This window comes from Pseudomonas sp. MDV22-iso1 (assembly GCF_058145095.1).
Window position 1 is genome coordinate 1 of the sequence record NZ_JBYVMF010000032.1, and the last position, 23,428, is coordinate 23,428.

Below are 23,428 nucleotides of genomic sequence, written 5' to 3' on the forward strand. Positions count from 1 at the left end.
CTGAATGCGACCGCTTCGCCGTCGAACGCAGCCTTCGGCAGCTGCTACACAGAGCCCGCGCAGAGACTTATTAATCCTCCTCGCGAACCGTGGCCACTTCATCGGCTCGAACCTTCACTTTCGACCCGGAAATGTCTTCGAATTCGTAGAAGCCATCCTTGGTCTTGGTATTCGGCATGTCCTTGGTCAAATACTGGGTGCCGTTCTGCAGGGTGACGACCGTTGCCGTCGAGCAACCGGCGAGGGCCAGGAAGGCAGCTACTGCTAATGGCAAACCCAGGGTCTTGATGTTCATAACCACCTCTCATAATCGAAAAAAAACAGCCGAAAGACTGTGCCTGTAACGCGGTTGGTGCGATGGAACGACGAAAAGTTCGGCGGGCGCCCGAAAAATCGCTGCCGCCGCTTATCTTTTTCTAATTGCGTCGGAAGGGACGGAACTGGTATCTGTACGCATAACCAGTACTCCCTCGCCTTGGCCCTTATTTCCCGTGACTGCAAATCCGCTCGACGACCCGTTCTATTACCTCAACAACTTCAAGCAAGTGCTTGATTGGCTTGAGCATCGTTACGCCGATGTGTTGAGTGTAGAGGAGCAGCGCTTTATCCATGAATTTAACCAGTTGCCCCGGGAGTCCAGGGCACTGCTGGTCCGATTGGTGATGCGCAAAGGGGTGCACTTCAGGGCGAGCAAACTGCATTACGTCGAAATCGGCGACATCGGTTGCGCCGTCGTTCCCTTGGTGGCATTGGGCTGGATTGATGAGCAGTGCCCGCTGTCCATCGACGCGTTGTTCAACGTGCTGCTCAAGTCAGAAGTGCTCCAGTGCTTTGGTGTCGCCATTGATCAGCCGAAAGGAAAAAAGAGCGATTGGCTAACGGCGCTGACCGAACAATTTCCCGAAGCCAAAAGCTTCAACCACTGGTGCGCTGCCCTCAATGAGCGATTGTTCAGCCTGACCATCATGGGCCTGTGCGACCGTTTGCGCCTGATGTTTTTCGGCAATCTTTATCAAGACTGGTCCGAGTTCGTATTGGCGGACCTGGGCATCTTCACGTATGAAAAAGTCGACATTGGCGCCGACTCTCGAGGTTTACGCAGCCGCGACGACGTGGACGCCTGTTTCTTCCTCCACGACTGCCAGGTTCGGTTTGAATCGGGCGAAGACATCGCCGACATCGTTGAGCAGATCAACAGCCTGACGCTGCCCAATCCCTGGTTGCAACGACGTCGCGGCAAATTGATGTTCCAGATCGGTCAACACTGCGAGCGTGTGGCGCACTTTTCTACCGCCATTTCGCTCTATCGCGACTGTGCCTACCCCGGTGCACGCGTTCGGTTGATTCGTGTACTCGAGCGCTGTGCTGAATATCAGCTGGCATTGGAGCTCGCCACCCACGCCGAACACGCCCCCGAGAGTGCCGCCGAACGCCAGCATTTGCTGCGCGTGCTCCCCAGGTTGCGCCGCAAACTGGGCGGTCCCGCGATGAAGCGTGCCCCCGCCCGGCAAATGCTGCGTCTGGATCTTCAATTGCCCAGGATCGACCCGTCACTGTCGGTGGAGAGCCATGTTCTGGCGCACTTGGCGCAAACGTGCGCACCGGTTCATTACGTCGAAAACAGCCTGATCAATTCGCTGTTCGGCTTGCTGTGCTGGCCCGCGATTTTTGCGCCTTTGCCGGGATCGTTTTTCCACCCATTCCAGCGCGGCCCCGTTGACCTGCATGCGGAAGATTTCCACGCACGCCGCGCCGATCTGTTTCAGGCCTGCCTGGCGGAACTCGACAATGGGCGCTACATCCAGACCATCCGCGACCGTTACACCGCCAAATGGGGGGTGCAATCACCTTTCGTGTTTTGGGGCGCGTTAAGCGAGGAGCTTCTCGATCAGGCACTCGATTGCCTGCCGGCGGAGCACCTCAAACACTGGTTCAATCGCTTGTTAATGGATATCAAGGCCAATCGTGCCGGCATGCCTGACCTGATCCAGTTCTGGCCGCAGGACAAAACCTACCGCATGATCGAAGTCAAAGGTCCGGGGGATCGTCTGCAAGACAATCAACTGCGCTGGCTGGAGTTCTGTCACGAGCATCAGATGCCGATTGCCGTCTGTTATGTGCAATGGGCGGAGCAGAGCGCTTGAGCTACCGTGTCGCCGTGCGGGCGCTATGTGAGTTCACCGCCAAAGTGGGCGACCTTGACCTGCGATTCACCCCGTCGCCCACCGCGCTCGAAGGCATTGTCGGCCATCGCACGGTGGCCTCGCGCCGTAGTGAGGGCTATCAGAGCGAAGTGGCGCTTGAGGGCCAGTATCAAGCGCTGAGCGTCAAGGGCAGGGCGGATGGTTATGATCCTGCGCAAAACTGCCTGGAGGAAGTCAAAACCTATCGCGGCGACCTGACCCGGCAACCCGCCAACCACCGGCTATTGCATTGGGCCCAGGCGAAGGTTTATGGCTGGTTGATGTGCCAGAAACTCGACCTGGCGCAGATCAATCTGGCGCTGGTGTATTTCGACATCGTCAGCGAGAAGGAAACCTGCCTGGTCGAGCGTTTCGACGCCGCGACACTGCAACAGTTTTTCGAACACCAATGCCGGCTGTTTCTACTGTGGGCCGAGCAGGAAATGGTTCATCGCGAAGCGCGCAATCGGGGTGCGCAGAACGTCGCGTTTCCCCACATCGATTTCCGTCCGGGCCAACGGCACCTTGCCGAATCAGTGTTCAAGGCCGTCAGCACCGGCCAGTGTCTGATGGCCCAGGCGCCGACGGGTATCGGCAAGACAGTAGGCACGCTGTTCCCCATGCTCAAGGCGTTGGCACCGCAGCAACTGGACAAGATCTTCTTTCTGACGGCGAAAACCCCGGGTCGCAAACTGGCCCTGGACGCGGCGCAGGTGATTCTGGGGCGCGTCGACGCACCGCCGCTGCGCGTACTGGAAATGATCGCTCGCGACAAGGCATGTGAACACCCGGACAAAGCCTGTCACGGAGATTCCTGCCCGCTGGCGAAAGGTTTTTATGATCGTCTGCCAGCCGCTCGCCAGGCGGCCAGCGAACTGACGTTGTTGAACCAGGGCGCATTGCGTGAAGTCGCGCTGAACCACGATGTCTGCCCTTATTACCTGAGCCAGGAAATGGCGCGCTGGGCCGACGTTGTGGTTGCCGACTACAACTATTACTTCGATTTCAGTGCGCTGTTGTTCGGTCTGGCCCAAGCCAACAACTGGCGGGTTGCCGTACTGGTGGATGAAGCTCACAACCTGGTGGAACGCGGACGCCAGATGTACAGCGCCACACTGGATCAATCGATCTTGAACGGTGTGCGAAAAACCGCGCCTGAGCCGTTGAAGAAGTCCTTGCAGCGCGTCAACCGCGAATGGAACGCCCTGCATGATCAGCAACTCGGTGCGTACCAGGCGTATGACAGGGCTCCGGAAAAGATGCTCCAGGCCCTGTTCTCCTGCAGCGCGAGCATCGGCGATTACCTGAACGATCATCCGCAGGGCCTGGACAGCGCCCTGCAGAACTTCTATTTCGATATGCTGCAGTTTTGCCGGGTGGCGGAACTGTTCGATGAACAGTTTTTGTTCGATATCACCAAGCGCGATCTTGATCGCAAGCGCAACCTGTCCCGGCTGTGCCTGCGCAATGTGGTGCCTGCCGGGTTCATTCGCCCGCGGTTGACGGCCGCGCGCAGTACCGTTTTGTTCTCCGCCACCTTGAGCCCTCGTCATTATTACGCTGACTTGCTGGGGATGCCGACGAATACCGTATGGATCGATGTGGAATCGCCGTTTCACGCCGATCAACTGCAGGTTCATATCGTCAACCAGATTTCCACGCGTTTCGTGCACCGCCAGGCGTCTCTGGCGCCGATCGTTGAGTTGATAGCCCGGCAGTTCAATGAAAGTCCCGGCAACTACCTGGCGTTTTTCAGCAGCTTTGATTACCTGCAGCAAGTCGCTCAATTGCTGGCTGAAACGCATCCTCATATCACTGTGTGGTCGCAGTCCCGAGGCATGGGAGAAGGGCAGCGTCAGGATTTTCTCGATCAGTTCACCACTCACAGTCAGGGCGTCGGCTTTGCGGTGTTGGGCGGGGCGTTTGGCGAAGGGATCGACCTGCCCGGAGCGCGGCTGATCGGCGCGTTCATTGCCACGCTCGGGCTGGCGCAACTGAACCCGGTGAATGAACAACTGAAACACCGCATGTCCGCCATTTTTGGTGCCGGTTATGACTACACCTACCTGTATCCCGGCGTGCAGAAAGTCGTCCAGGCCGCAGGGCGCGTGATTCGTACCCAACAGGATCAAGGGGTCGTCATGCTGATCGATGATCGATTCGGCGACAGCAAGGTCAAGCAATTGCTTCCGCGATGGTGGTCGATCAGGCCGGGGATTGCTCACTCTTGAAAACCGCCACCTATGACACGCTAACGCCTGACCCTGTCTACAACGACCTGTACGCCTGCATCATCAAATACATGTATCGATGAGCCATTACGTCCGATTGTGTTTTTGTGTCTTCCCAAATTCCCGGTTTGTCTCATACTCCTGAAAACAGAATTGACGTGAGGGTTGAATGAGCGAGGATCGGAGAAAAGCTGGCGCCATCGCGGAAAAGCGTTTTCGCCTGTTGATCGATGCCGTTATCGACTACGCGATCTACATGCTTGATCCCGAGGGCATCATTACCAGCTGGAACGCCGGTGCCAAGCGTTTCAAGGGCTATGAAGAAGCCGAGATTCTCGGTGAACACTTCTCGCGTTTCTACACCGACGATGATCGCCGTGCCGGTTTGCCTGAGAGGGCGTTGGACACGGCCATCCGCGAAGGGCGTTTCGAGGGAGAGGGGTGGCGTGTTCGCAAGGACGGCTCACGTTTCTGGTGCCACGTGGTGATCGATCCGATTATCGATCCTTCGGGTGTTCTGCTTGGGTTCGCCAAGATCACCCGTGATCTCACTGATCGAAAAATGGCCGAGGAAGTCCTCAAGCAAAGCGAGCAACAGTTCCGGCTGCTGGTCCAAAGCGTCACCGACTACGCGATCTACATGCTCGACGCCAACGGTCGCCTGACCAATTGGAACCCGGGCGCGCAACGTATCAAGGGTTACTCACCCGAAGAAGTCGTTGGTCAGCATTTTTCCCTGTTCTACACCCCCGAAGACCGTGCCGCCGGCGAGCCACAACGGGCGCTGGAAACAGCAGTGCGCGAGGGGCGGTTCGAAAACAAAGCCTGGCGAGTACGCAAAGACGGTACGCGGTTTATGGCGCACGTGGTGGTCGACCCCATTTGGGGAGATACCGGCACGTTGCTGGGCTTTGCCAAAATTACCCGGGACATCACGGAGGCGACCCTTGCACAGCAGACGCTCGAGCAAACACGCGAAGCCTTGTTCCAGGCGCAGAAAATGCAGGCCATCGGTCAACTCAGTGGCGGCATCGCCCACGACTTCAATAACCTGCTGACAGTGATCCTCGGCAACCTGGAGATCATCCGCAAACGCTCGGGTAACGAACCTAAAATCACTCGCCTGGTGGACAACGCCACTCAAGGTGCCTTGCGCGGTGTAACGCTGACCCAACGCATGCTGGCCTTTGCCAGGCGCCAGGAACTGAAGACCGAGCCGGTGCAGATTCCAGCGTTGGTGCAGGGAATTATGGGGCTGATGCGCAGTGCTCTGGGGCCTTCGGTGAAGCTGGATACGCGTTTCCCGGATGAGCTGGAACCGGCGCTGGTCGACGTCAATCAGCTTGAACTGGCACTGCTTAATCTCATCACCAATGCTCGGGATGCAATGCCTGCCGGGGGCCGAATCGTCATCAGCGCCGAGATGGAAGATGTACGTGCGCAGTCCAGCCTGGCACTGGCGGCTGGACGCTACGTCTGTCTGAGTGTCAGTGACACCGGTGAAGGCATGGATGAAACGACGCTCGCTTCAGCGATGGACCCATTCTTCACCACCAAAGGCTTGGGTAAAGGGACTGGCTTGGGACTGTCGATGATCCATGGCTTTATCGAGCAGCTAGGGGGGCGATTCATTCTCAAGAGCGAGAAGGGTAAAGGCACGAGCGCGCAACTGTGGCTACCCGTCGCGTCGAGTGGCGTTGCCACTCAACCTGCAGTTGATGCAGAGCCGCCGGCTCCGGTGGCACGTCTGCGCGTCCTGGTGGTGGACGATGACAGCCTGGTCCTGACCAGTACGTGCCTGCTGCTTGAAGACCTCGGCCATCAGGTTACCGGTGCCGCGTCGGGTGCGAGGGCACTGGAGTTGATCAGCAGTGAGCCGGATTTCGACCTGGTCATCACCGACATGGCCATGCCCCATATGAGCGGTACCCAGTTGGCGCACTTTATCCAGATGAAAAAACCCGGCATGCCGATCATCCTTGCCACGGGCTATGCCGAACGCCTGGAGGGGGGCGCTTCCAGCCTTCCGCGCTTGTCCAAACCCTTCAATCAACTCAATCTGGTGGACATTATCGCGGCGACACTCAAGTGATATTGGGCTGAACTTGTCTGGAGGCGTTTCTTCTAACTGTTTTCCCTCCTGATGTGACGCCCGTGCCAAGAATACTCACTGAAGCCACGCCTGAAGAAGCCCTGACCGAACACAACGCCAAGATGTTTGGTTCTCCCAAAGAGCGCCTTGATTTCTACCGCCGGGAGATCCAGTACGAAACCAGCATCCTGGCCAACCGCACCGATGCCTACCTGGCGGCTCAATCGTTCCTGGTGATCGCCTTTGCGTCTTGCATGGCCAATTTGAATCCGGAATGGGGGAAGCTGTTCACACTGGTCGTTCCCCCCTTCCTGGCGCTGTTGGGGCTACTGAGTTCACTGAACGCCTGGCCAGGCATTCGTGCGGCGTACGACATCATTGATCACTGGCATTTCAAACAGAGTGAGTTGCTGCGCAGTGAACCGTTGATGGGGTTGGCATACGATGAATCGCCGTTGTTCAGCGAAATGGAATCGTCACACAAGGGGTACCGAAAATCGTTGCTGTTTTCGGTGCGGACTCCCTGGATCTTCGCGACATTCTGGGTACTGCTGGGGGCCTATGCCGTTTTCATTCAGGTGACGAATCCGGGTGGGTGAATAACCCGGATTTTATCAGGATGGTTTTTCGATGCGGTGTCGGTGTTAAATCCCGGGGGGCTTCGCCCCCAACGCAGGCTGCGCCAGCTGCTACAGGGGGCGCGATTTCACACTGACCTTGTAGCAGCTGCCGAAGACTGCGTCCGACTGAGAAGCAGGCGCTGGCCTGATACCTCAGGTCAATCAAGCCGCCAGGTTCCCCGCACTCATTTCCTTCTTGTACTGTGCCTTCAGCGCTTCCATCTGTGCGCCCAACTCTTCCAGCTCAGCTTTACCCAGCAACTTTTTCGCCTGAGGAAACATCTCGGTTTCTTCCTCTTCGATGTGATGCTCCAGCAGCTCCTTTACCACTTTCACCCGACCGGCAAATTCCGGTGTGGAGGGGTCGGTGACCTTGAGATCCGGCAGCACAAGCGAGTCGACGGTGCGGTGTTCTTCCTTGGCTTCGTAGTACATAATTTCCTGCTCTTTACCGCCGGCCTTTTTATAGGCGGGATACAGCACTTCCTCTTCCAGTCGGGTATGGATGGTGATTTCCATTTCCAGCTTGGCAATCAGCTCGGTGCGTTTTTTAACCCCACGTTCGGTGGACTCACTCAGTTGGGTCAGGATGCCTTTCACGCGTTCATGGTCGGCTTTCAACAGGTCGATGGCGTTCATGGTCGGTTCTCTCAAATAGTCACGGATTAGGCGCTTGCGGTTTCGATGCCGAAGGTCGCTCGTAGTCCCGGAGCATTTGTCGTGCCGGTTTTGATGAGTGGATAGATATCAATTAAAACAACAGGTTAATCACGCCTCCAAAGACCTGGAGTCATGCAGCCTGCATGAGTGGCAAACATTCTTCATGCAGTTCGCAGTGCAGGCAGAATCCACACAGATCGCCGGAGATTTACAGGCTGACCGCCGATCAGAATGAACCGCCACCTGACTGAACTCACGGCTTGCCGTCGCTCCCTTAATACAGACACCCGATGTCTTTAATAATGACCAGCGAGGATGCAGCCATGCGAGCAATGACTTATCACGGTGCCCATGATGTCAGGGTTGAAACCGTCTCCGATCCCACTATCGAAGCCGCTGACGACATCATCTTGCGGGTCACGGCGACGGCTATTTGCGGGTCTGACCTGCACTTGTACCGAGGCAAGATTCCCACGGTCGAGCATGGCGATATCTTTGGTCATGAGTTCATGGGCATCGTTGAAGAAACCGGGTCCGCCGTGACTGCCGTCCAGCGCGGTGATCGTGTAGTGATTCCCTTTGTGATCGCCTGTGGTGACTGTTTCTTTTGTCAGCAAGAGTTATTCGCCTGCTGCGAAACCACCAATGAAGGGCCTGGCGGCAGCCTGAATAAAAAAGTCATCCCGCCACCGGCAGCCTTGTTCGGTTTCAGTCGGCTGTATGGCGGCATTCCGGGCGGACAGGCCGAGCTTGTCCGCGTCCCCAAAGCCAACACCGGGCCTTTCAAGGTCCCGGGGTTGCTGGCCGACGAGAAAGTGCTGTTCCTCTCGGACATCTTGCCGACCGCGTGGCAGGCGGTTATCAACGCCAATATCGTGCAGGGTTCCAGTGTCGCGATTTTTGGCGCCGGGCCGGTGGGGTTGTTGAGTGCCGCGTGCGCGAGAATGCTCGGCGCCGAGCAGATCTTCATGGTTGATCACCACAACTATCGGCTGGCTTATGCGCAAAGTGCTTACGGGGTGATTCCGATCAATTTCGATGACGACGATGACCCGGCCGACACGATCATTCGTCAGACCGCGGGCAGCCGTGGCGTTGACGCGGTCATCGATGCGGTTGGATTCGAAGCCAAGGGCAGCACCACTGAAACGGTGCTTGCGACCTTGAAAATGGAAGGCGGGAGCGGCAAGGCGTTACGTCAATGCATTGCGGCAGTGCGCCGGGGAGGGGTGGTCAGTGTGCCGGGTGTCTATACCGGTTTCATCCACGGCTTCCTGTTTGGGGACGCCTTTGACAAAGGCCTCACGTTCAAAATGGGCCAGACGCACGTCCAGCGGTATTTACCGGAGTTGCTTGGGTACATCGAAACGGGGCGTTTGCAACCGGAAGCCATCGTCACCCACAGAATGTCCCTGGAGCAGGCGGCTGAGGGGTACAAGATTTTCGATAAAAAACAGGAGGAGTGCCGCAAGGTCATTCTGACGCCAGGTTCCAGCGATGTGCCATTGGCTCAGACATTTGAAACTGAAGCGGTACCCGTGATGTAGCAACTCCCCTTGTACGAGCAAAGCTTGGTCTGGGCGGCGTTCCAACGATGCCGCCCAGACGAACATTTCCTTCAGGTGTATTTGCCGATTTACACGCCTGGTCTCATACCATCATCGCGAGCAAGCTTTGCTCCTACAGGTCCCGGCTGCGGCATCTGTGGAAAATCTTCATTGAGCACCCGCAGATGCTCGATAGCTTCCGCGAATTTGACATCAGCCTTCCTGCGCATCGCCTGATAGCGGTCAAACTGCTCCCCATCCAGCTCACTGCCTTCAAGCAATGCGAAGGCACACTGATTCAATGTTTCAGCTTCTTCAAACATCTGACGATTACGTTGCAGGGCGAATTCGCGACAGGCTTTGAGTTCATCGCGAGTGGAATAGTGAATCATGACCGGCACCTTAAAGTCGGAGGAGGTTGAGTAATAGGCACCGGCAATGCAAAAGGATTTCAAAATTATGATCGCCAAATTTCGATCATCAACCCCTTCAAAGCGCGTGCGAAAAATCAGTTTTTTCGTTGCTTGCGCCGTTCATAACGCGCCAGGATCGGTTGGGTGCTGATGCCATGCACCAGAATGCTCAACGCCACCACCGACAGGGTGAGGTTGGCACAAAGCGTCGCCACCGATTGATCCAGCCCGTGGTTCAACGCATAAAACAGGTAGTACAGACTGCCGATGCCGCGAATGCCGAACCAGCCGATCAACAGTCGTTGCCGTCCTTCAAGCAATCCACCCCAGGGCATGGCTGCCACACTCAGTGGCCGGATCAGAAAGAATAACGCTGCACCGACAGGCAGCGCCCGCCAGTCCCAATGGGCGATGAGTACTACACCCAGCAACGTCACCAGAAACACTTCCATCGCCCGTTCGACCAGACCGCCAAAAGCAAGCATATCGCCCATCATGATCCCGGCTGCCACCTGGGAATCTTCAAGCTTGTCGGTGTCGCCGTGAACGGCATGCTGCGGGTCGACGTTCTGATGGCCGACAACTGGCTGTACAAGATGCTCGGCGGGTACCGGGGCGTCGCCCGTGGATTTGACCTCTGCCTGGCGCAGACCGAGCCCGGCTGCAAACACGGACAAGAAGCCGTAAGCATGAACCGACTCGGCCCCGACATACGCCAGGGCGATCAACGCGAGGGCCAGGTAATCGTTGGGCGACAGGGTGCTGTCTTCATTTTTTATCCGCAGTGAAAGGGTCACCAGACCAATCCCGCGCCCCATCCAATAACCAATCAACAAACCCGCAGGGACAGCCCAAAGCAGTCGGTAAAGCGCCCAGTCGCCCAACCAACCCGGGTTGTCATCGTGCAACAACAAGACCAGCCCCAGGATCACGAAAGGAAACGCAATCCCGTCATTGAGCCCCGCTTCGCCGGAGAGCCCGAACCGGACACTGTCGTCATCACGGGCATCGTTGACCGACACCAGCGCGGCGAGCACGGGGTCGGTCGGCGCCAGGATCGAGCCAATCAACACCGATACGCCCCACGGCAGCTCGAACCCGAAATGCAAAAGCAGGCTGACCCCCGCGATAGTCAGCACCATGACGGGCCCCGCCAGCCCAAAAGCAATCCGCCATTTCTTCGCTTTAAGCGGGGCGCGCAGTTTCAAACCGCAGACAAACAGCGAAAACAGCACAGCGACTTCGGTCAGATGCTCCATCCAGACGGAGGCGTCATCCAGGTCGAGTTTCAATAGACCGAACCCCGCGGGTCCGATGGCGATGCCCAGCACCAGGCACACGGCTGAAGTGGTCACGGGCATCCATCGCAGGTACGACGATGTCAGTGCCAGTGTCAGCAGTACCGCTCCCAGCACTGCCACCCATATGATGAAACTCATGTCTTGGTACTCGCCAAATGGGTGGCAACGGGGCAGCGCTTGATAATCAACCGACGGTCGCGCGCAGGTATTCAGGGGTCAGGACGTTGAACCAGACCAGGATCATTTCCACCAGAATCGTGACCAGCACCAGCAGTCCTACGCCCCAGACGCAGGCCGAGTTCAGCAGACCTTGTTCCTTGCGCTCGTGCATGAACGTGGGCAAACCGACAAACAGCAAAAATGTCGAATAGACCGCGGCGGCCCCCAGGACAAGGACCGCCAGCCAGCGGCTCGGATAAAGCCCGGCGAATCCGGCGAGGAAGAATGGGGTCGCGGTGTACGCGGCGAAACCGATGCACTGATTGATGGTAGGCCGTGACTCGAAGGTGCGGGACATCCACCGGATGAACAGCCCCATCACAGCCACACCCGCGAGAATGGTCAGGTAGAGCAGCACACACAGCTGCAATGCGCTGCTGGTACTGAGCTTGACCGTTTCATTTTCAGCCAGGCTCCAGCCGACGTAGGTCGTCCCGATAAACAGGCACACGGCGGGAATCAGGGCGAGCAACAGTAAGTGAGCCAGATAATGACGAGGGTGTGCTTCCTCTTCCCTGCGAATATCCGTCCACGCGAAGTTGGGTTGGGTGAAGAGTTTGATGATAGGTGCGGACATGACGACCTCCAGATAACGGAAGGCCCGCCACTGGGGCCTATCGTTTTGGAGGTCGGTTTTTTGTGAGGGGTTCATTTTTTTGCATGGTTTTCGACATCACCCCTCGCTGTCCTTACAGCATTGGCTTGCCTCCCGTCACGCCATACCGTTGTCCGGTGATGTAACTGGCTTCGTCCGACGCGAGCAGCACATAGATCGGCGCGACTTCCACCGGCTGCCCCGGCCGTCCGAGGGGTGTTTGCGAGCCGAAATTCTGCACTTCCTCATCAGGCATCGTGGAGACGATCAGTGGAGTCCAGATCGGCCCGGGCGCCACGCAGTTCACCCGGATGTTTTTCGGTCCGAGCATCTGCGCCAGGCCACCGGTGAAGTTGGCAATGGCGCCTTTTGTGGTGGCGTAAGCGAGCAGGGTGGGTTTGGGCATGTCCGAGTTGACGGAGCTGGTGTTGATGATGGAGCTACCAGGTTTCATGTGTTTCAGGGCAGCCTGGCAAATCCGGAAAATGGCGGTGATGTTGACGTCGAAGGTCATTACCCATTCTTCATCCGGGATGTCTTCGAAGTTTTCATGGGTCATCTGGAAGGCCGCGTTGTTGACCAGCACGTCGATACGCCCAAAGCGTTCGACGGTTTTATCGACCAGGGCCTGGCACTGGGCTTTTTGCGCCAGATCACCGGGCAATAACAAGCATTGCCGGCCAGCCTGTTCAACCCAGCGAGCCGTTTCCCGCGCGTCTTCATGCTCGTTGAGATAAGCAACGACGACATCAGCGCCTTCACGGGCAAACGCAATCGCCACGGCCCGGCCGATTCCGCTGTCAGCGCCGGTGATGAGGGCAATTTTGCCGTCGAGTCGACCAGACCCTTTGTAGCTTTGCTCGCCACAGTCCGGGTAGGGCTCCATCTTTTTTTGTGAACCCGGTACCGGTTGGCTCTGTTTGGCGAACGGTGGTTTTGGATAGTCGATCATCATGAATCTCCAGTCTCAAGGCGAAAGAATCAAAGGGTTGACCTTGGCCTTTTGCCTGGAGTTCGGTTGGATGTTCGACGTCATCGGTAAACGCGATTCCGTAGGAGCTGCCGCAGGCTGCGATCTTTTGATCTTGTCATTAAGGTCAAAAGATCGCAGCCTGCGGCAGCTCCTACAGGGGAGGGCATTGCCGGAGGATCGGGTTAGAAATCACAGCCCCAGGTCGCTAAGCCCTGGATGATCATCCGGCCGTCGCCCCAGTGGCCAGCGGAACTTGCGCTCGCTTTCCTTGATCGGAAGGTCGTTGATGCAGGCAAACCGATTAGCCATCAGGCCGTTCTCGTCAAATTCCCAGTTTTCATTGCCGTAGGAGCGAAACCAGTTACCCGAATCATCGTGCCATTCATAGGCATAACGCACTGCGATCCGGTTACCGGTGAACGCCCAGAGTTCCTTGATCAGACGGTAATCCAGTTCCTTGGCCCATTTGCGCGTGAGGAATGCCTTGGCTTCTTCACGGTTATGAGCAAACTCCGCGCGGTTTCGCCATTGGGTGTCCAGGGTATAGGCCAGCGAGACGCGCGCCGGATCACGGGAGTTCCAGCCATCCTCGGCCAGGCGTACTTTCTCGATGGCCGATTCCCGGGTGAAGGGTGGCAATGGCGGACGAACTTCAGGGTTTGACATATAACGTCTCCTCTCGAATTAACGTACAGGCGGTTGTTGCATTTGAATTAAGGGTTACAGGTCCAATAACTTGCGCGCCACGCACTGCGCGTTATCGGCAGCACTGTGATCGCCCATGACCAGCGCGACGGTGATGGCACCGTCGATCAGGATCAGCAGTTGCCTGGCCAGCGTCTGCGGGTCGTCAGCGCCAAATTCGGTGCAGAGCTCGCACACGTAATCGAGCAGCTTCTGTTTGTGCTCCTTGGCCAGCAGGCGCACCGGATCCTGCGGGTCGCCCGTTTCGCCACTGGTGTTGATGAAGGCACAACCGCGAAAGCCTTCGCTGGCAAACCACGCGTTGAGCACAGTAAACAGGTTGAGCAGGCGATCGGCCGGGGTATCAGCCTTACCGACCTCGCTGGTGTACCAGCGCATCCAGCGCAGGTCACGCCGTCGTAAAGCCGCGATGGTCAGCTCCTCCTTGTTGGCGAAGTAGCGGTAGATACTTTTTCTGGAGACGCCGGCGGTTTTCACCAGAAGATCCATCCCGGTGGCAGCGATACCACTTTTGTAGATCAATTTCTCGGTGACATCCAGAATGATGTCGCGCGTAGTGTTGTTAGTGATTTCGTTCATGTGATTACAGTAGAACGATCGTTCTCCTTTATCAAGCGGGATATGTGGTGCAGCGCACACAGTCATCGCGAGCAGGCTCGCTCTCACAGGGGGCACGCATCTCGACTCTGCTCGCGAAGGGGTCTTTACAGACGCTGACAAGACCCCAACCGATCCATGGTGTAAGCTCTCGGGTTCTTCGGATTCGACCTTTTGCGAGCCCTATGCCGTCGCTTTTCAAACGCCCCCTGCTGCCTAAACTGCGCAGTTTTCCGCTGACCGCCGATGCCGTCACCATCCTTTCCGGTGCAGCCGAATTTCGTCGCTGCCTGCTGGAAAAAATCGCCAGTGCAACCCAGCGCATCTATATCGTTGCGCTGTACCTGCAACAGGATGAAGCCGGTCAGGAAATCCTCGATGCCTTGCACGCAGCCAAACTGGCACGTCCTGAACTGGACGTCGTGGTGGTAGTTGACTGGCTGCGCGCCCAACGCGGCTTGATCGGTGCCGGCAAGCAGCCGGGCAATTCGGCCTGGTATCAGGACATGACCCGGACTCACGCCAGTGAAGTCCCGGTGTATGGCGTTCCGGTGCAGAGTCGCGAACTGTTTGGCGTGCTGCACTTGAAAGGCTTTGTGATCGATGATTGCGTGATCTACAGCGGCGCGAGCCTGAACAACGTCTATCTGCACAAGTTCGACAAGTACCGCTACGACCGTTACCACCTGCTGCACAACCGCGCTCTGGCCGATTCCATGCAGCACCTGATTCAGCATGGTCTTATCGCGTCCAAAGCCGTCAACCGACTCGATTTGCCCAACCTGCCGACCACCCGCAGTCTGCGCAACGATATCGGTGACCTGCGCAGCCGCCTCAAGCATGCGGCCTACGACACCACGGCGGGAACGATCGAGAAGGGCGGATTGTCGGTCAGCCCGTTGCTTGGCGTCGGCAAAAACAACCCGCTCAGCCGGGTGATCTGCGAGTTGATCGCCAGCGCTCAACATCAACTGACGATTTGCACGCCTTACTTCAACCTGCCGCTGGCCGTGACGCGTGAAATCAACCGGGCACTGGGGCGGGGTGTGAAAATCGACATCGTCGTCGGGGACAAGACTGCCAACGATTTCTACATTCCGCCCAGCGAGCCGTTCAGAGTGATTGCGGCGCTGCCGTACCTGTACGAAATCAGCCTGCGCAGGTTCGCCAAACGTCATCAGCGCACGATCGATAGCGGACAGTTGAACCTGCATCTGTGGAAGGAAGGCGACAATACCTACCACCTGAAAGGCATGTGGATCGATCAGCGTTACACCCTGCTGACGGGCAATAACCTGAACCCACGGGCGTTCCGACTGGATCTGGAAAACGCTTTGTTGATTGATGATCCGAAAGGTGAGCTTTTAGAACCGCGCCGCGAAGAGCTGGGGCAGATCTTTCAGCACACTACGCGTATCGAGCGTTATCAGGATCTGGAAACGCTTCTGGAGTATCCGGCAGCGGTGGCCAAGTTTCTCAAGCGCGTCAGCCGTGTGCGAATCGAACGATTGTTGTATCGGATTCTTTAGCGCGTTCGACCTTTGCGGAATACGCGTGGGCACTGTCGCGATTCATCTCGCGACAGTGCCCACGCGGTCAATGCAACCGCTTAATTCAGACCCAGCTTCCCACGCAGCATCGACAGATCTTCAGCCAGTGTATTCACCGGCCCGACCAGCGCCTTGCGGTCGTTTTCTTTCACTTTGTCGTAGGTTTCAAAACCACCGTCCCTGGTTTTGTACTTGGCCAGGATCTTGTCCACGGTTGCGAAGTTTTTGTCGACCTTGGCGATGAATGCGGCGTCCTGTTTGGCGATTTGCGGACGGAACAGGTCAACGATTTTCTTCGCGCCGTCGACGTTGCCCTGGAAGTCATACAGGTCGGTGTGGCTGTAGCGATCCTCCTCTCCGGAAATCTTGGTCGCCGCAACTTCTTCCAGCAGCGCCGCCGCACCACCCACCACCTTCTCAGGCGGGAAGGTCAGGCCGGCGACGCGGGTTTGCAGGTCCTTGACGTCCTTGTTCAGGCCGTCAGCCAGTTCAGTCAGTCCTTGGGTGCTGTTCTGCGAAAACAAGGAGTATTCGATACGGTGGAAGCCGGTGAAATCTTCGGCTTTCACGCCTTTTTCGTGGTCGTCGACACGGGAGTCAATGGACGCGTCCAGGTCGCTGAACAGCTCGGCAATCGGTTCGATCGACTCATAGAAAACCCGGGTCGGCGCATAGAGTTTTTTCGCCGTGTCCAGATCACCTTTTTTCACCGCGTCAGTGAATTGCTGAGTGTGGCTGGCCAGTTCGTCCAGTTGCTCGGTGACGTAGATTTTGTAATCCGACACCGGCCCCACCAGGTCCATCGGCGCCGTCGCCGCGAATGCTGAAAGCGGAGTGTTGAGCAAGCCAAGTGTCAGCAGTAAAGCGAGGGGCGACTTTTTCATGGGACGGTTCCGTGTGGAGGGTTGTTAGGCCGTAGCGGTAGGTTGTGTGGCTTTTAGCAAGGTGCGACCGATGTAGTCCTGGTCACCCGTGACGCCGGGCAGGGTGAAGAAGTACCCACCACCGACCGGTTTCAGGTATTCCTCCAGCGGCTCGCCGTTGAGTCGGGTCTGGACGGTAATGAAGCCTTTTTCGAGATCGGCCTGGTAGCAGATGAACAGCAGCCCCATGTCGAGCTGGCCGTTCTTGTTCACGCCGTTCGAGTAGTTGAACGGTCGGCGCAGGATCAGGTTGCCCGCCGTGGCGGTGGTGCGCGGGTTGGCCAGGCGAATGTGCGCGTCGAGCCTGGTCAGTTTGCCTCCCGGATCTTTGCTGTAGTCCGGCACTTGGGTTTCATGCTCGCCGCCCATGGGGGCGCCAGTGCTTTTGATTCGGCCGAGGATGCTTTCCTGTTCCTGCAGCGGGGTGCGATCCCAGCGCTCGACGAAGTTGCGGATGATGCGCACGGCTTGATAGCTGCCGTTCGCCGCCCAGGCGGGCTCGTCGCTGCCTGGCTGCACCCACACGAGGGTGTCCATGGCCCTGGCGTCGTTGGAGTCAGGGTTGGCTGAACCGTCGCGAAAGCCCAGGAAATTGCGCGCGCTCTGCGCCGGCACACCCGGTTTCGCAGGGGCTTGGGGCGGCACGCTGCCTTCCTGTTTCCAGCGCACCAACAACAAGTCCGGCAAGTTTTTCACGATGTCGCGCAGGGCATGGATGTTGGTGTCGGTGGTGTTGGAACAGAACTGCAGACTCAGGTCGCCGTGGCAGCAATCTGCCTCCAGCGCATCATTGGGAAAGCCGACCATGCGGATCAGCCGCTTGGGCTTGGCGCCTGTGAGGCCGAAGCGTTCGTCGAACAGCGACTCGCCGACCGATACGGTGATGGTCAGGTTGTCCGGGGCCACCACCGGGCCAAGAATCCCGGAGTCCACGGGCGGAAGTTTCGGGTCGATCTGCTCGACCGGGCCACCCTTTGTCAGGAACGCGATCCGCTCATTGAGTGTGCGAAATAACCGTTCAAGGTCTTCACGATCGCTGGCCAGGACGTCGAACGACACCAGCATTCCGCTGGCCGGGCGCGGGGTAACGATGCCGCTCTGGTGCTTGCCGTGGAACGGGTGGCGGTCCTCGGTCTTCTCGCTGCTGGGGGCTTCAGTGACTTGGGCGGGGCTGGCGGCCATGGCCGGGCAGGTCAACGCCGAGCCGGCCAGTGCCACACCGGCGGCGCCCATGCCCATCAGCACCCGGCGGCGCTGAAGGTTGAATTGCTCTGAATCGTTCATCGGTTTGAGTCTTCTGCTTACAGGCCGGAGAGGCCAAGGGCGGGATCGATTCCGTCGAGTGCATCGGCCAGGACCTTGGCCTTGTCGGCGATTTGTTTGCGCTGCTCGGCGCTCACGCTGTCGTAGCTCGCGTAGCCATCCTTGGTCTTCCAGCCGCTCAGGTCTGCGTCGAGTGCAGCGAGGGCGCTGTCGATCTTGGGCAGCAGGTCGGCGGCGGACTTGGTGAGTAGCGGTCGCAGCAGGTCGACGACCTTGTGCGTCACTTCCAGGTTGGCGGCAAAACCGTTCAGGTCAGTGTGGCTGTAGCGTTCTTCTTCACCGCTGCTGGCACGCACGTCGGCGAGGCTGTTGAGGGTGCGGATGACGATGCTCACCAGTTGTTCCGGCGGCAGTGATTGCGCAAGCAGCTGTTGTTTGAGCGTGGTCACGTCGGCGATCAAACGCTGAGCGACAGGCGCCAGGCCGTCGAGGTTGCGTTGTTGGAACAGCGCGTACTCGATGCGGTGGAAACCCGTGAACCCTGGATCCTGTTCGCGTTTTTCGAAGTAATCGGCACGGGCATTGATCGCGTTGTCCAGTTCTGCCAGTCGCTGGGATGCCGGTGCAAGGCGTTGATACGCGGCGCGGGCCGGCGCATACAAGGCTTGCGCCTGAGCCAGATCGCCGGTTTCGATGGCCTGTTCCAGCGCGGTGACGGCTTTGATCAGCGCCGTGCCCTGACTGCTCAGGTAAACCCGAAACTCCGACAATGGCCCGACGAAGGCGACCAGCGACGGTTTTGCCTTGGACGCGGCGTCGGAAGCCGCGGTGGGGGTGACGTGCAACGTGCCGCGAGGGTTGCTCAACAAACCGCAGGTGATCGCGTAATCGCCGGGCATGAGGTTGGCGTTGATCACCTGGCTCAGGCCCGGTGCGATGTTTTCCCGTTCTTCGACCACCAGCACACCGTCGAGGATTTCCCATTCCACCGCTCTATCCGAACGATTGACGATGCGGAAACTTGCGCGGCCGGCCGGAACCGTCAGGGCGTTCGGCTCGCAGCTGTGCGGGTGAATGGTGATCAGCACTTCGTTATGGTTGGTCTGGCGCTTGGCCGCCGCCATCTGCGAGGCGTAATAGAACAGACCACCGGCGGCGATCATCACCACGACGGAACCGGCCACCGCCCAGCGCAGCGCGCGGGGAGCAGAAACCGGGGGAGGGGCTTGGTTTGGCATGTGTGCCCTTACTGGCTGGAAACTGAATGGGGTTGCTTTGCAGGGGGCGATGCCGGCAGGAAAAACATCACCAGCGCCACCACCAGATACATCAGATAAGCCCCGAGGGTGCTGACGGTGGGTGCGTCCTGATAGCCGAACATGCCGGCCAGCACCGAGCCCAAGGGGCCGTCCATGGGCAGCGTGGCGCTGAAGTCGAACAGGATGGTTTGCAGGTGGTTCCACACGCCGGCCTCATGAAGCGCCTGTACCGAGTTGGCGAGAATGCCGGCAGCCACCACCAGGATGAACAGCCCGGTCCAGCGGAAAAATGCGCCGAGGTTCAGGCGCATGCTGCCGGTGTAGATCAGGAAGCCAACGATGATCGCCAGGATCAGGCCGAGCAGGGCACCGATCGGTGCTGCAGGGCCTTCGCTTTGCTGGAAGACGGCGAGCAGGAAGAACACGGTCTCGAGGCCTTCGCGGGCCACGGCGAAAAACACCATGGCGATCAGGGCGGTGACCTGATGTTTGGAACCGGTCAGTACCTGATCGAGGGAAGCATGCAGCGAATGCTTGATCGACCGTGCGACTTTGCGCATCCAGAACACCATGGAACTGAGGATGCCGACCGCGACCAGCCCGACCACGCCTTCGAACAGTTCCTGTTGTTTTTGCGGGAATTCGGCGCTGACCAGTTCCAGGCCGCCACCCACCAGCAGGGCCAGCGCGGCAGCCAGGAAGACGCCGATCCAGACGGCGGGCATCCATTGACCTCGTCCGGTCTGTTTGAGGTAGCTGGCGATGATGCCAACGATCAGTGCAGCTTCAATGCCTTCGCGCAGCATGATCAAAAATGGAACAAGCATTCAGCACCGGATCGAATTAGATAGGGTGCTAAGTTGTAACATAATGACACTCATTCGCATATGGTAAGCGTTGACATTAACCTGAACGCAGCCTGAACGACCTCGAGATAACGCCTCCTGCCTGTAGGAGCAAAGCTTGCTCGCGATGGCGGCTTCATAACCGATGAGTATTTCCCTGATGTACCCGATCAAACTGTGGGAGCTGGCCTGCCGGCGATGGCGACCTGGTCGGCGGTGAGATTTTTGCTGGTGTACATATCCATTCCTGCGGTCACGGCTTCTATTGGTTTCGCTTTTACAGCGAGTCACTTGGAAGAGCGCCAAGTAACCAAACGCTCTTGCCCCTTTCGTACGGTGCCTCGCCTGGGCTCGGCATACCCTCGCTCCGGTCCTGCTCCGTGGGCCCGCCGCGATCGGCCATCCATGGCCGTGCGCGGCTAACCCGGCATCCATGCCGGGTTGCCCACTGCGCAGAACCTGCGCTCGGCCTTCCCATGGGGCAAGAAGATCAAAATCAAAAGCAGATCAACAGCAGATCAAAAGCAGATCAACGGCGTTTCTCAGGCAGCTGCGCTAAGATGCGGCGACTCAAACCCACAATACGGTTCGCCTCACTCCATGTCGGAAAAAGACACCATTTCCATTCAACTGGTGCGCGAAGCGCTGTTGCAAAGTTGCGCCTCAGGCGCCGCGACCGATGAGGTGTTGAATAAGGTCGGTATCGATCCGGCGTTGCTGGAGACCACCAGCGCCCGGGTCCCGGCCACGTCTTATGCGCGGTTGTGGCGTTTGCTGGCCCGGCGTGGTGATGACGAGTTTTTCGGCATGGACCCGCGCAAGCTCAAATCCGGCAGTCTGGAGTTTTTGTGTCGCTGCGCCATGGTCCAGCCGAGTCTGGCGGCGGGGCTGACCTCCGGGCTGGGTTTCCTGTCGTTAATGCTGGAGCACTTGCCGGCGCAGTTGGTGCGTCAGCAAAGTCTGGCGGAAATTGTCTTGGTCGAGGACGAACAGGACCCGCGCCGAGCCTTCACTTATTTCACCTACTGGATGATCGTTCATGGGGTCGCCTGCTGGCTGGCCGGGCGACGCATTCCGATTCTGGCCATCGAGCTGCGTTGCCCTGAGCCGGACTTTTGCGATGACTATCAGGTGATGTTCTCCGAGAATCTGCGGTTCAACCGAGCACGCACCCGCATGATTTTCTCCGCCGAATGCCTGGATTTGCCGATCAAGCGCAGTCCTGAAGAACTCAAGCGTTTCCTTGCCCATGCGCCGGCCAATATCCTGGTGAAGTACCGTGATCCGCAAAGCCTGGCGAGCCGGATCAAGCATGATTTACGGCAATTGCCGGCGCAACACTGGCCAGAGACCGACCTGCTGGCGCAGCAGCTGTGCATGTCGGCGTCGACGTTGCGGCGGCGACTGGCAGAGGAAGGGCAGTCCTATCAAGGGCTCAAGGACAGTGTGCGAAAAGAATTGGCCATCGTCTGGCTGGCAGAGCCGAGCATCAGCTTCGCCGAGATCGCCGCGCGGCTGGGGTTTGCCGATGCCAGCTCGTTCTACAAGGCATTTCGCAAGTGGTCGGGGTCCAATCCCGGGCATTATCGGAGTTTGATTCTTAACGAGGCTGACTGATCCCGAAGTGATACGAAGGTCAGCCCCGAGACACCAGCCCTTGAGTCTTGGCCAAACCAGTCACGCAACTTGATAACTTTGACCATTGTCCCGCGCACCGCGCAGAGCGAAGATTTCCCTGTTGATTACGGTTCCCCCCCAACCTAATAACAATACGAGGGATTCTGGCAATGCGCGATTACTTGTCTGCCACTTCACAGTTCAATTATCAGGACATCGTTGACGCTGCACTCGCAGGCGACCTGACGGCCGTTAATGCCTGCGTCGAATGCTGCGACCGGCATGCGTTGCCGGGGCGCATTGCATTGTTCTGGGAGGGACGCGATGGGGCCAGCGCCACCTACACTTTCAGCGACCTGCAGGACAAAGCCGCGCGGTTCGCCAATTTCCTGCTGGCCCAAGGGGTGCAGAAGGGCGACAAGGTCGCCGGTCTGTTGCCGCGCAACATCGAATTGTTGATCACTGTGTTCGCCACCTGGCGCATCGGTGCAGTCTATCAGCCACTCTTCACCGCCTTCGGCCCCAAAGCCATCGAGCACCGGCTCGGCAGCTCTGGCGCAAAAGTCGTCGTCACCGACGCCATCAATCGCCCCAAACTCACTGAAGTCATCGACTGCCCGACAACCGTTACCGTCGGCGGCCCGAAAGGCCAGGGCATCGTGCGGGGCGATTTCAGTTTCTGGGCCGAACTGGCTAACTACTCCAACGACTGCGAACCGGTCATGCTGACTGGCGAAGACCCGTTCCTGCTGATGTTCACCTCGGGCACCACCGGTCCCTCGAAAGCGCTGTCCGTGCCGCTCAAGGCCATCGTTGCCTTCCAGAGTTACACCCGCGACGCGGTGGACCTGCGTCCCGAGGACGCGTTCTGGAACGTTGCCGATCCGGGTTGGGCCTATGGCATCTATTTCGGTGTCACCGGACCGATGTCGATGGGGCACCCGATCACCTTTTACGATGGCCCCTTCACCCTCGAAAGTACCTGCCGGGTGATCAATAAATACGGCATCACCAACCTCACCGGTTCTCCAACTGCCTACCGTTTGCTGATCGCAGGCGGCGACGAGTTCGCCCGTTCGATCAAGGGCAAGCTGCGCATCGTCAGCAGTGCCGGTGAGCCGCTGAATCCAGAAGTGATCCGCTGGTTTGCCGACAACCTCGGCGTGGTCATCCACGACCATTATGGCCAGACCGAACTGGGTATGGTTTTGTGCAATCACCATGGCCTGGAGCACCCGATCCACATGGGTGCGGCGGGTTTCACCTCTCCTGGTCACCGTATCGTGGTGCTGGACGAGGAGTACCAGGAACTGGACGTGGGGCAGCCGGGCATCCTGGCCATCGACCGCACCCAATCGCCGATGTGCTGGTTCGCCGGCTACGAAGGTGCACCCACCAAAGCCTTCGTCGGCAACTACTACCTGAGCGGCGATACCGTGGAGTGGAACCCGGACGGCAGCATCAGTTTTGTCGGGCGCAGTGACGATGTGATCACAACTTCTGGCTACCGGGTCGGTCCGTTCGACGTCGAAAGTGCGCTGATCGAGCACCCGGCGGTGGTCGAGGCGGCAGTGGTTGGCAAACCCGACCCTGAGCGCACCGAACTGGTCAAAGCCTTCGTTGTGTTGAGCTCGCAGTACCGCGCCGAACCTGCCCTCGCCGAAGAACTGCGCCAGCACGTGCGCAAGCGATTGGCAGCGCATTCCTATCCCCGGGAAATCGAATTTGTCAGCGAATTGCCGAAAACCCCTAGCGGCAAATTGCAGCGCTTTATCTTGCGCAACCAGGAAATCGCCAAGGCTCAAGAGGCCGCCGCGAAGAACGTTCAAGCTTGA

At 58.2% G+C, this 23,428-nt stretch carries 20 protein-coding genes; 8 read left to right on the forward strand and 12 right to left on the reverse strand.

Annotation, left to right across the window (positions count from 1 at the left end):
* Nucleotides 1–70 precede the first annotated feature (70 nt).
* Nucleotides 71–295 (reverse strand): YgdI/YgdR family lipoprotein, encoded by a 225-nt coding sequence (locus AC3ZVB_RS25765; RefSeq protein WP_490148086.1) that lies wholly within the window; start codon nt 293–295, stop codon nt 71–73.
* Nucleotides 296–491: 196 nt separating this feature from the next.
* Here AC3ZVB_RS25765 and AC3ZVB_RS25770 point away from each other — a divergent pair, with 196 nt between their 5' ends.
* The 4 genes from AC3ZVB_RS25770 to AC3ZVB_RS25785 all read left to right on the forward strand — a co-directional run bounded on the left by AC3ZVB_RS25770 (nt 492) and on the right by AC3ZVB_RS25785 (nt 7,105).
* Nucleotides 492–2,144 (forward strand): VRR-NUC domain-containing protein, encoded by a 1,653-nt coding sequence (locus tag AC3ZVB_RS25770; RefSeq protein WP_490148087.1) that lies wholly within the window; start codon nt 492–494, stop codon nt 2,142–2,144.
* The gene (locus tag AC3ZVB_RS25775) at nt 2,141–4,414 is read left to right on the forward strand and encodes an ATP-dependent DNA helicase (protein WP_490148088.1); all 2,274 of its coding nucleotides are present in this window, start codon (nt 2,141–2,143) and stop codon (nt 4,412–4,414) included. Before AC3ZVB_RS25770 ends, AC3ZVB_RS25775 begins: the two co-directional genes overlap by 4 nt.
* 169 nt (nt 4,415–4,583) lie before the next feature.
* Entirely contained in the window at nt 4,584–6,506 is a 1,923-nt protein-coding gene (locus AC3ZVB_RS25780; RefSeq protein ID WP_490148089.1) for a hybrid sensor histidine kinase/response regulator, read from the forward strand.
* Nucleotides 6,507–6,568: 62 nt separating this feature from the next.
* A complete protein-coding gene (locus AC3ZVB_RS25785; protein ID WP_162440047.1) occupies nt 6,569–7,105 on the forward strand; it encodes a hypothetical protein in 537 nt (178 codons plus the stop codon).
* 183 nt (nt 7,106–7,288) lie between these two features.
* Here the strand turns inward: AC3ZVB_RS25785 and AC3ZVB_RS25790 are convergent, their stop codons facing one another.
* Entirely contained in the window at nt 7,289–7,765 is a 477-nt protein-coding gene (locus AC3ZVB_RS25790) for a PA2171 family ribosome-binding persister protein (RefSeq protein ID WP_162440048.1), read from the reverse strand.
* 344 nt (nt 7,766–8,109) lie between these two features.
* Between AC3ZVB_RS25790 and AC3ZVB_RS25795 the strand changes: the two genes are divergently transcribed.
* A complete protein-coding gene (locus tag AC3ZVB_RS25795; RefSeq protein ID WP_490148090.1) occupies nt 8,110–9,333 on the forward strand; it encodes a zinc-dependent alcohol dehydrogenase in 1,224 nt (407 codons plus the stop codon).
* Nucleotides 9,334–9,422: 89 nt separating this feature from the next.
* Here AC3ZVB_RS25795 and AC3ZVB_RS25800 read toward each other — a convergent pair whose 3' ends face one another.
* The 6 genes from AC3ZVB_RS25800 to AC3ZVB_RS25825 form a co-directional block, all read right to left on the reverse strand.
* A complete protein-coding gene (locus AC3ZVB_RS25800) occupies nt 9,423–9,725 on the reverse strand; it encodes a hypothetical protein (protein ID WP_162440050.1) in 303 nt (100 codons plus the stop codon).
* 116 nt (nt 9,726–9,841) lie between these two features.
* Nucleotides 9,842–11,185: a cation:proton antiporter gene (locus AC3ZVB_RS25805; protein WP_490148091.1), complete on the reverse strand. Its 1,344-nt coding sequence runs from the start codon at nt 11,183–11,185 to the stop codon at nt 9,842–9,844.
* Nucleotides 11,186–11,231: 46 nt separating this feature from the next.
* Nucleotides 11,232–11,843 carry a Yip1 family protein gene (locus tag AC3ZVB_RS25810; protein WP_490148092.1) on the reverse strand — a complete coding sequence of 204 codons (612 nt, stop codon included), beginning with the start codon at nt 11,841–11,843 and terminating at the stop codon, nt 11,232–11,234.
* A 112-nt stretch (nt 11,844–11,955) separates the two neighbouring features.
* Nucleotides 11,956–12,813 carry an SDR family oxidoreductase gene (locus AC3ZVB_RS25815; RefSeq protein ID WP_162440053.1) on the reverse strand — a complete coding sequence of 286 codons (858 nt, stop codon included), beginning with the start codon at nt 12,811–12,813 and terminating at the stop codon, nt 11,956–11,958.
* A 210-nt stretch (nt 12,814–13,023) separates the two neighbouring features.
* Nucleotides 13,024–13,500 (reverse strand): nuclear transport factor 2 family protein, encoded by a 477-nt coding sequence (locus AC3ZVB_RS25820; RefSeq protein WP_490148093.1) that lies wholly within the window; start codon nt 13,498–13,500, stop codon nt 13,024–13,026.
* A gap of 54 nt (nt 13,501–13,554) precedes the next feature.
* Entirely contained in the window at nt 13,555–14,118 is a 564-nt protein-coding gene (locus tag AC3ZVB_RS25825) for a TetR/AcrR family transcriptional regulator (protein WP_490148094.1), read from the reverse strand.
* Between the two features lie 203 nt (nt 14,119–14,321).
* Here AC3ZVB_RS25825 and pssA point away from each other — a divergent pair, with 203 nt between their 5' ends.
* The gene (gene pssA, locus AC3ZVB_RS25830; protein WP_490148095.1) at nt 14,322–15,665 is read left to right on the forward strand and encodes a CDP-diacylglycerol--serine O-phosphatidyltransferase; all 1,344 of its coding nucleotides are present in this window, start codon (nt 14,322–14,324) and stop codon (nt 15,663–15,665) included.
* An 80-nt stretch (nt 15,666–15,745) separates the two neighbouring features.
* On the opposite strand, the gene efeO (AC3ZVB_RS25835) is transcribed toward pssA, so the two are convergent.
* Genes efeO (AC3ZVB_RS25835) through efeU form a run of 4 tightly spaced genes read right to left on the reverse strand, consistent with a single transcriptional unit; the run spans nt 15,746 to nt 19,958 of the window.
* The gene (gene efeO, locus AC3ZVB_RS25835; protein WP_490148096.1) at nt 15,746–16,570 is read right to left on the reverse strand and encodes an iron uptake system protein EfeO; all 825 of its coding nucleotides are present in this window, start codon (nt 16,568–16,570) and stop codon (nt 15,746–15,748) included.
* A gap of 24 nt (nt 16,571–16,594) precedes the next feature.
* The gene (efeB, locus tag AC3ZVB_RS25840; protein WP_490148097.1) at nt 16,595–17,893 is read right to left on the reverse strand and encodes an iron uptake transporter deferrochelatase/peroxidase subunit; all 1,299 of its coding nucleotides are present in this window, start codon (nt 17,891–17,893) and stop codon (nt 16,595–16,597) included.
* Between the two features lie 17 nt (nt 17,894–17,910).
* Nucleotides 17,911–19,110: an iron uptake system protein EfeO gene (gene efeO, locus AC3ZVB_RS25845; RefSeq protein WP_490148098.1), complete on the reverse strand. Its 1,200-nt coding sequence runs from the start codon at nt 19,108–19,110 to the stop codon at nt 17,911–17,913.
* Nucleotides 19,111–19,118: 8 nt separating this feature from the next.
* Nucleotides 19,119–19,958: an iron uptake transporter permease EfeU gene (gene efeU, locus AC3ZVB_RS25850; RefSeq protein ID WP_490148099.1), complete on the reverse strand. Its 840-nt coding sequence runs from the start codon at nt 19,956–19,958 to the stop codon at nt 19,119–19,121.
* Between the two features lie 618 nt (nt 19,959–20,576).
* Between efeU and AC3ZVB_RS25855 the strand changes: the two genes are divergently transcribed.
* Together AC3ZVB_RS25855 and AC3ZVB_RS25860 are read left to right on the forward strand one after the other, a co-directional pair.
* Entirely contained in the window at nt 20,577–21,593 is a 1,017-nt protein-coding gene (locus AC3ZVB_RS25855; RefSeq protein WP_490148100.1) for an AraC family transcriptional regulator, read from the forward strand.
* A 170-nt stretch (nt 21,594–21,763) separates the two neighbouring features.
* Complete coding sequence (locus AC3ZVB_RS25860) at nt 21,764–23,428, forward strand: AMP-binding protein (RefSeq protein ID WP_490148101.1); 1,665 nt, start codon at nt 21,764–21,766, stop codon at nt 23,426–23,428.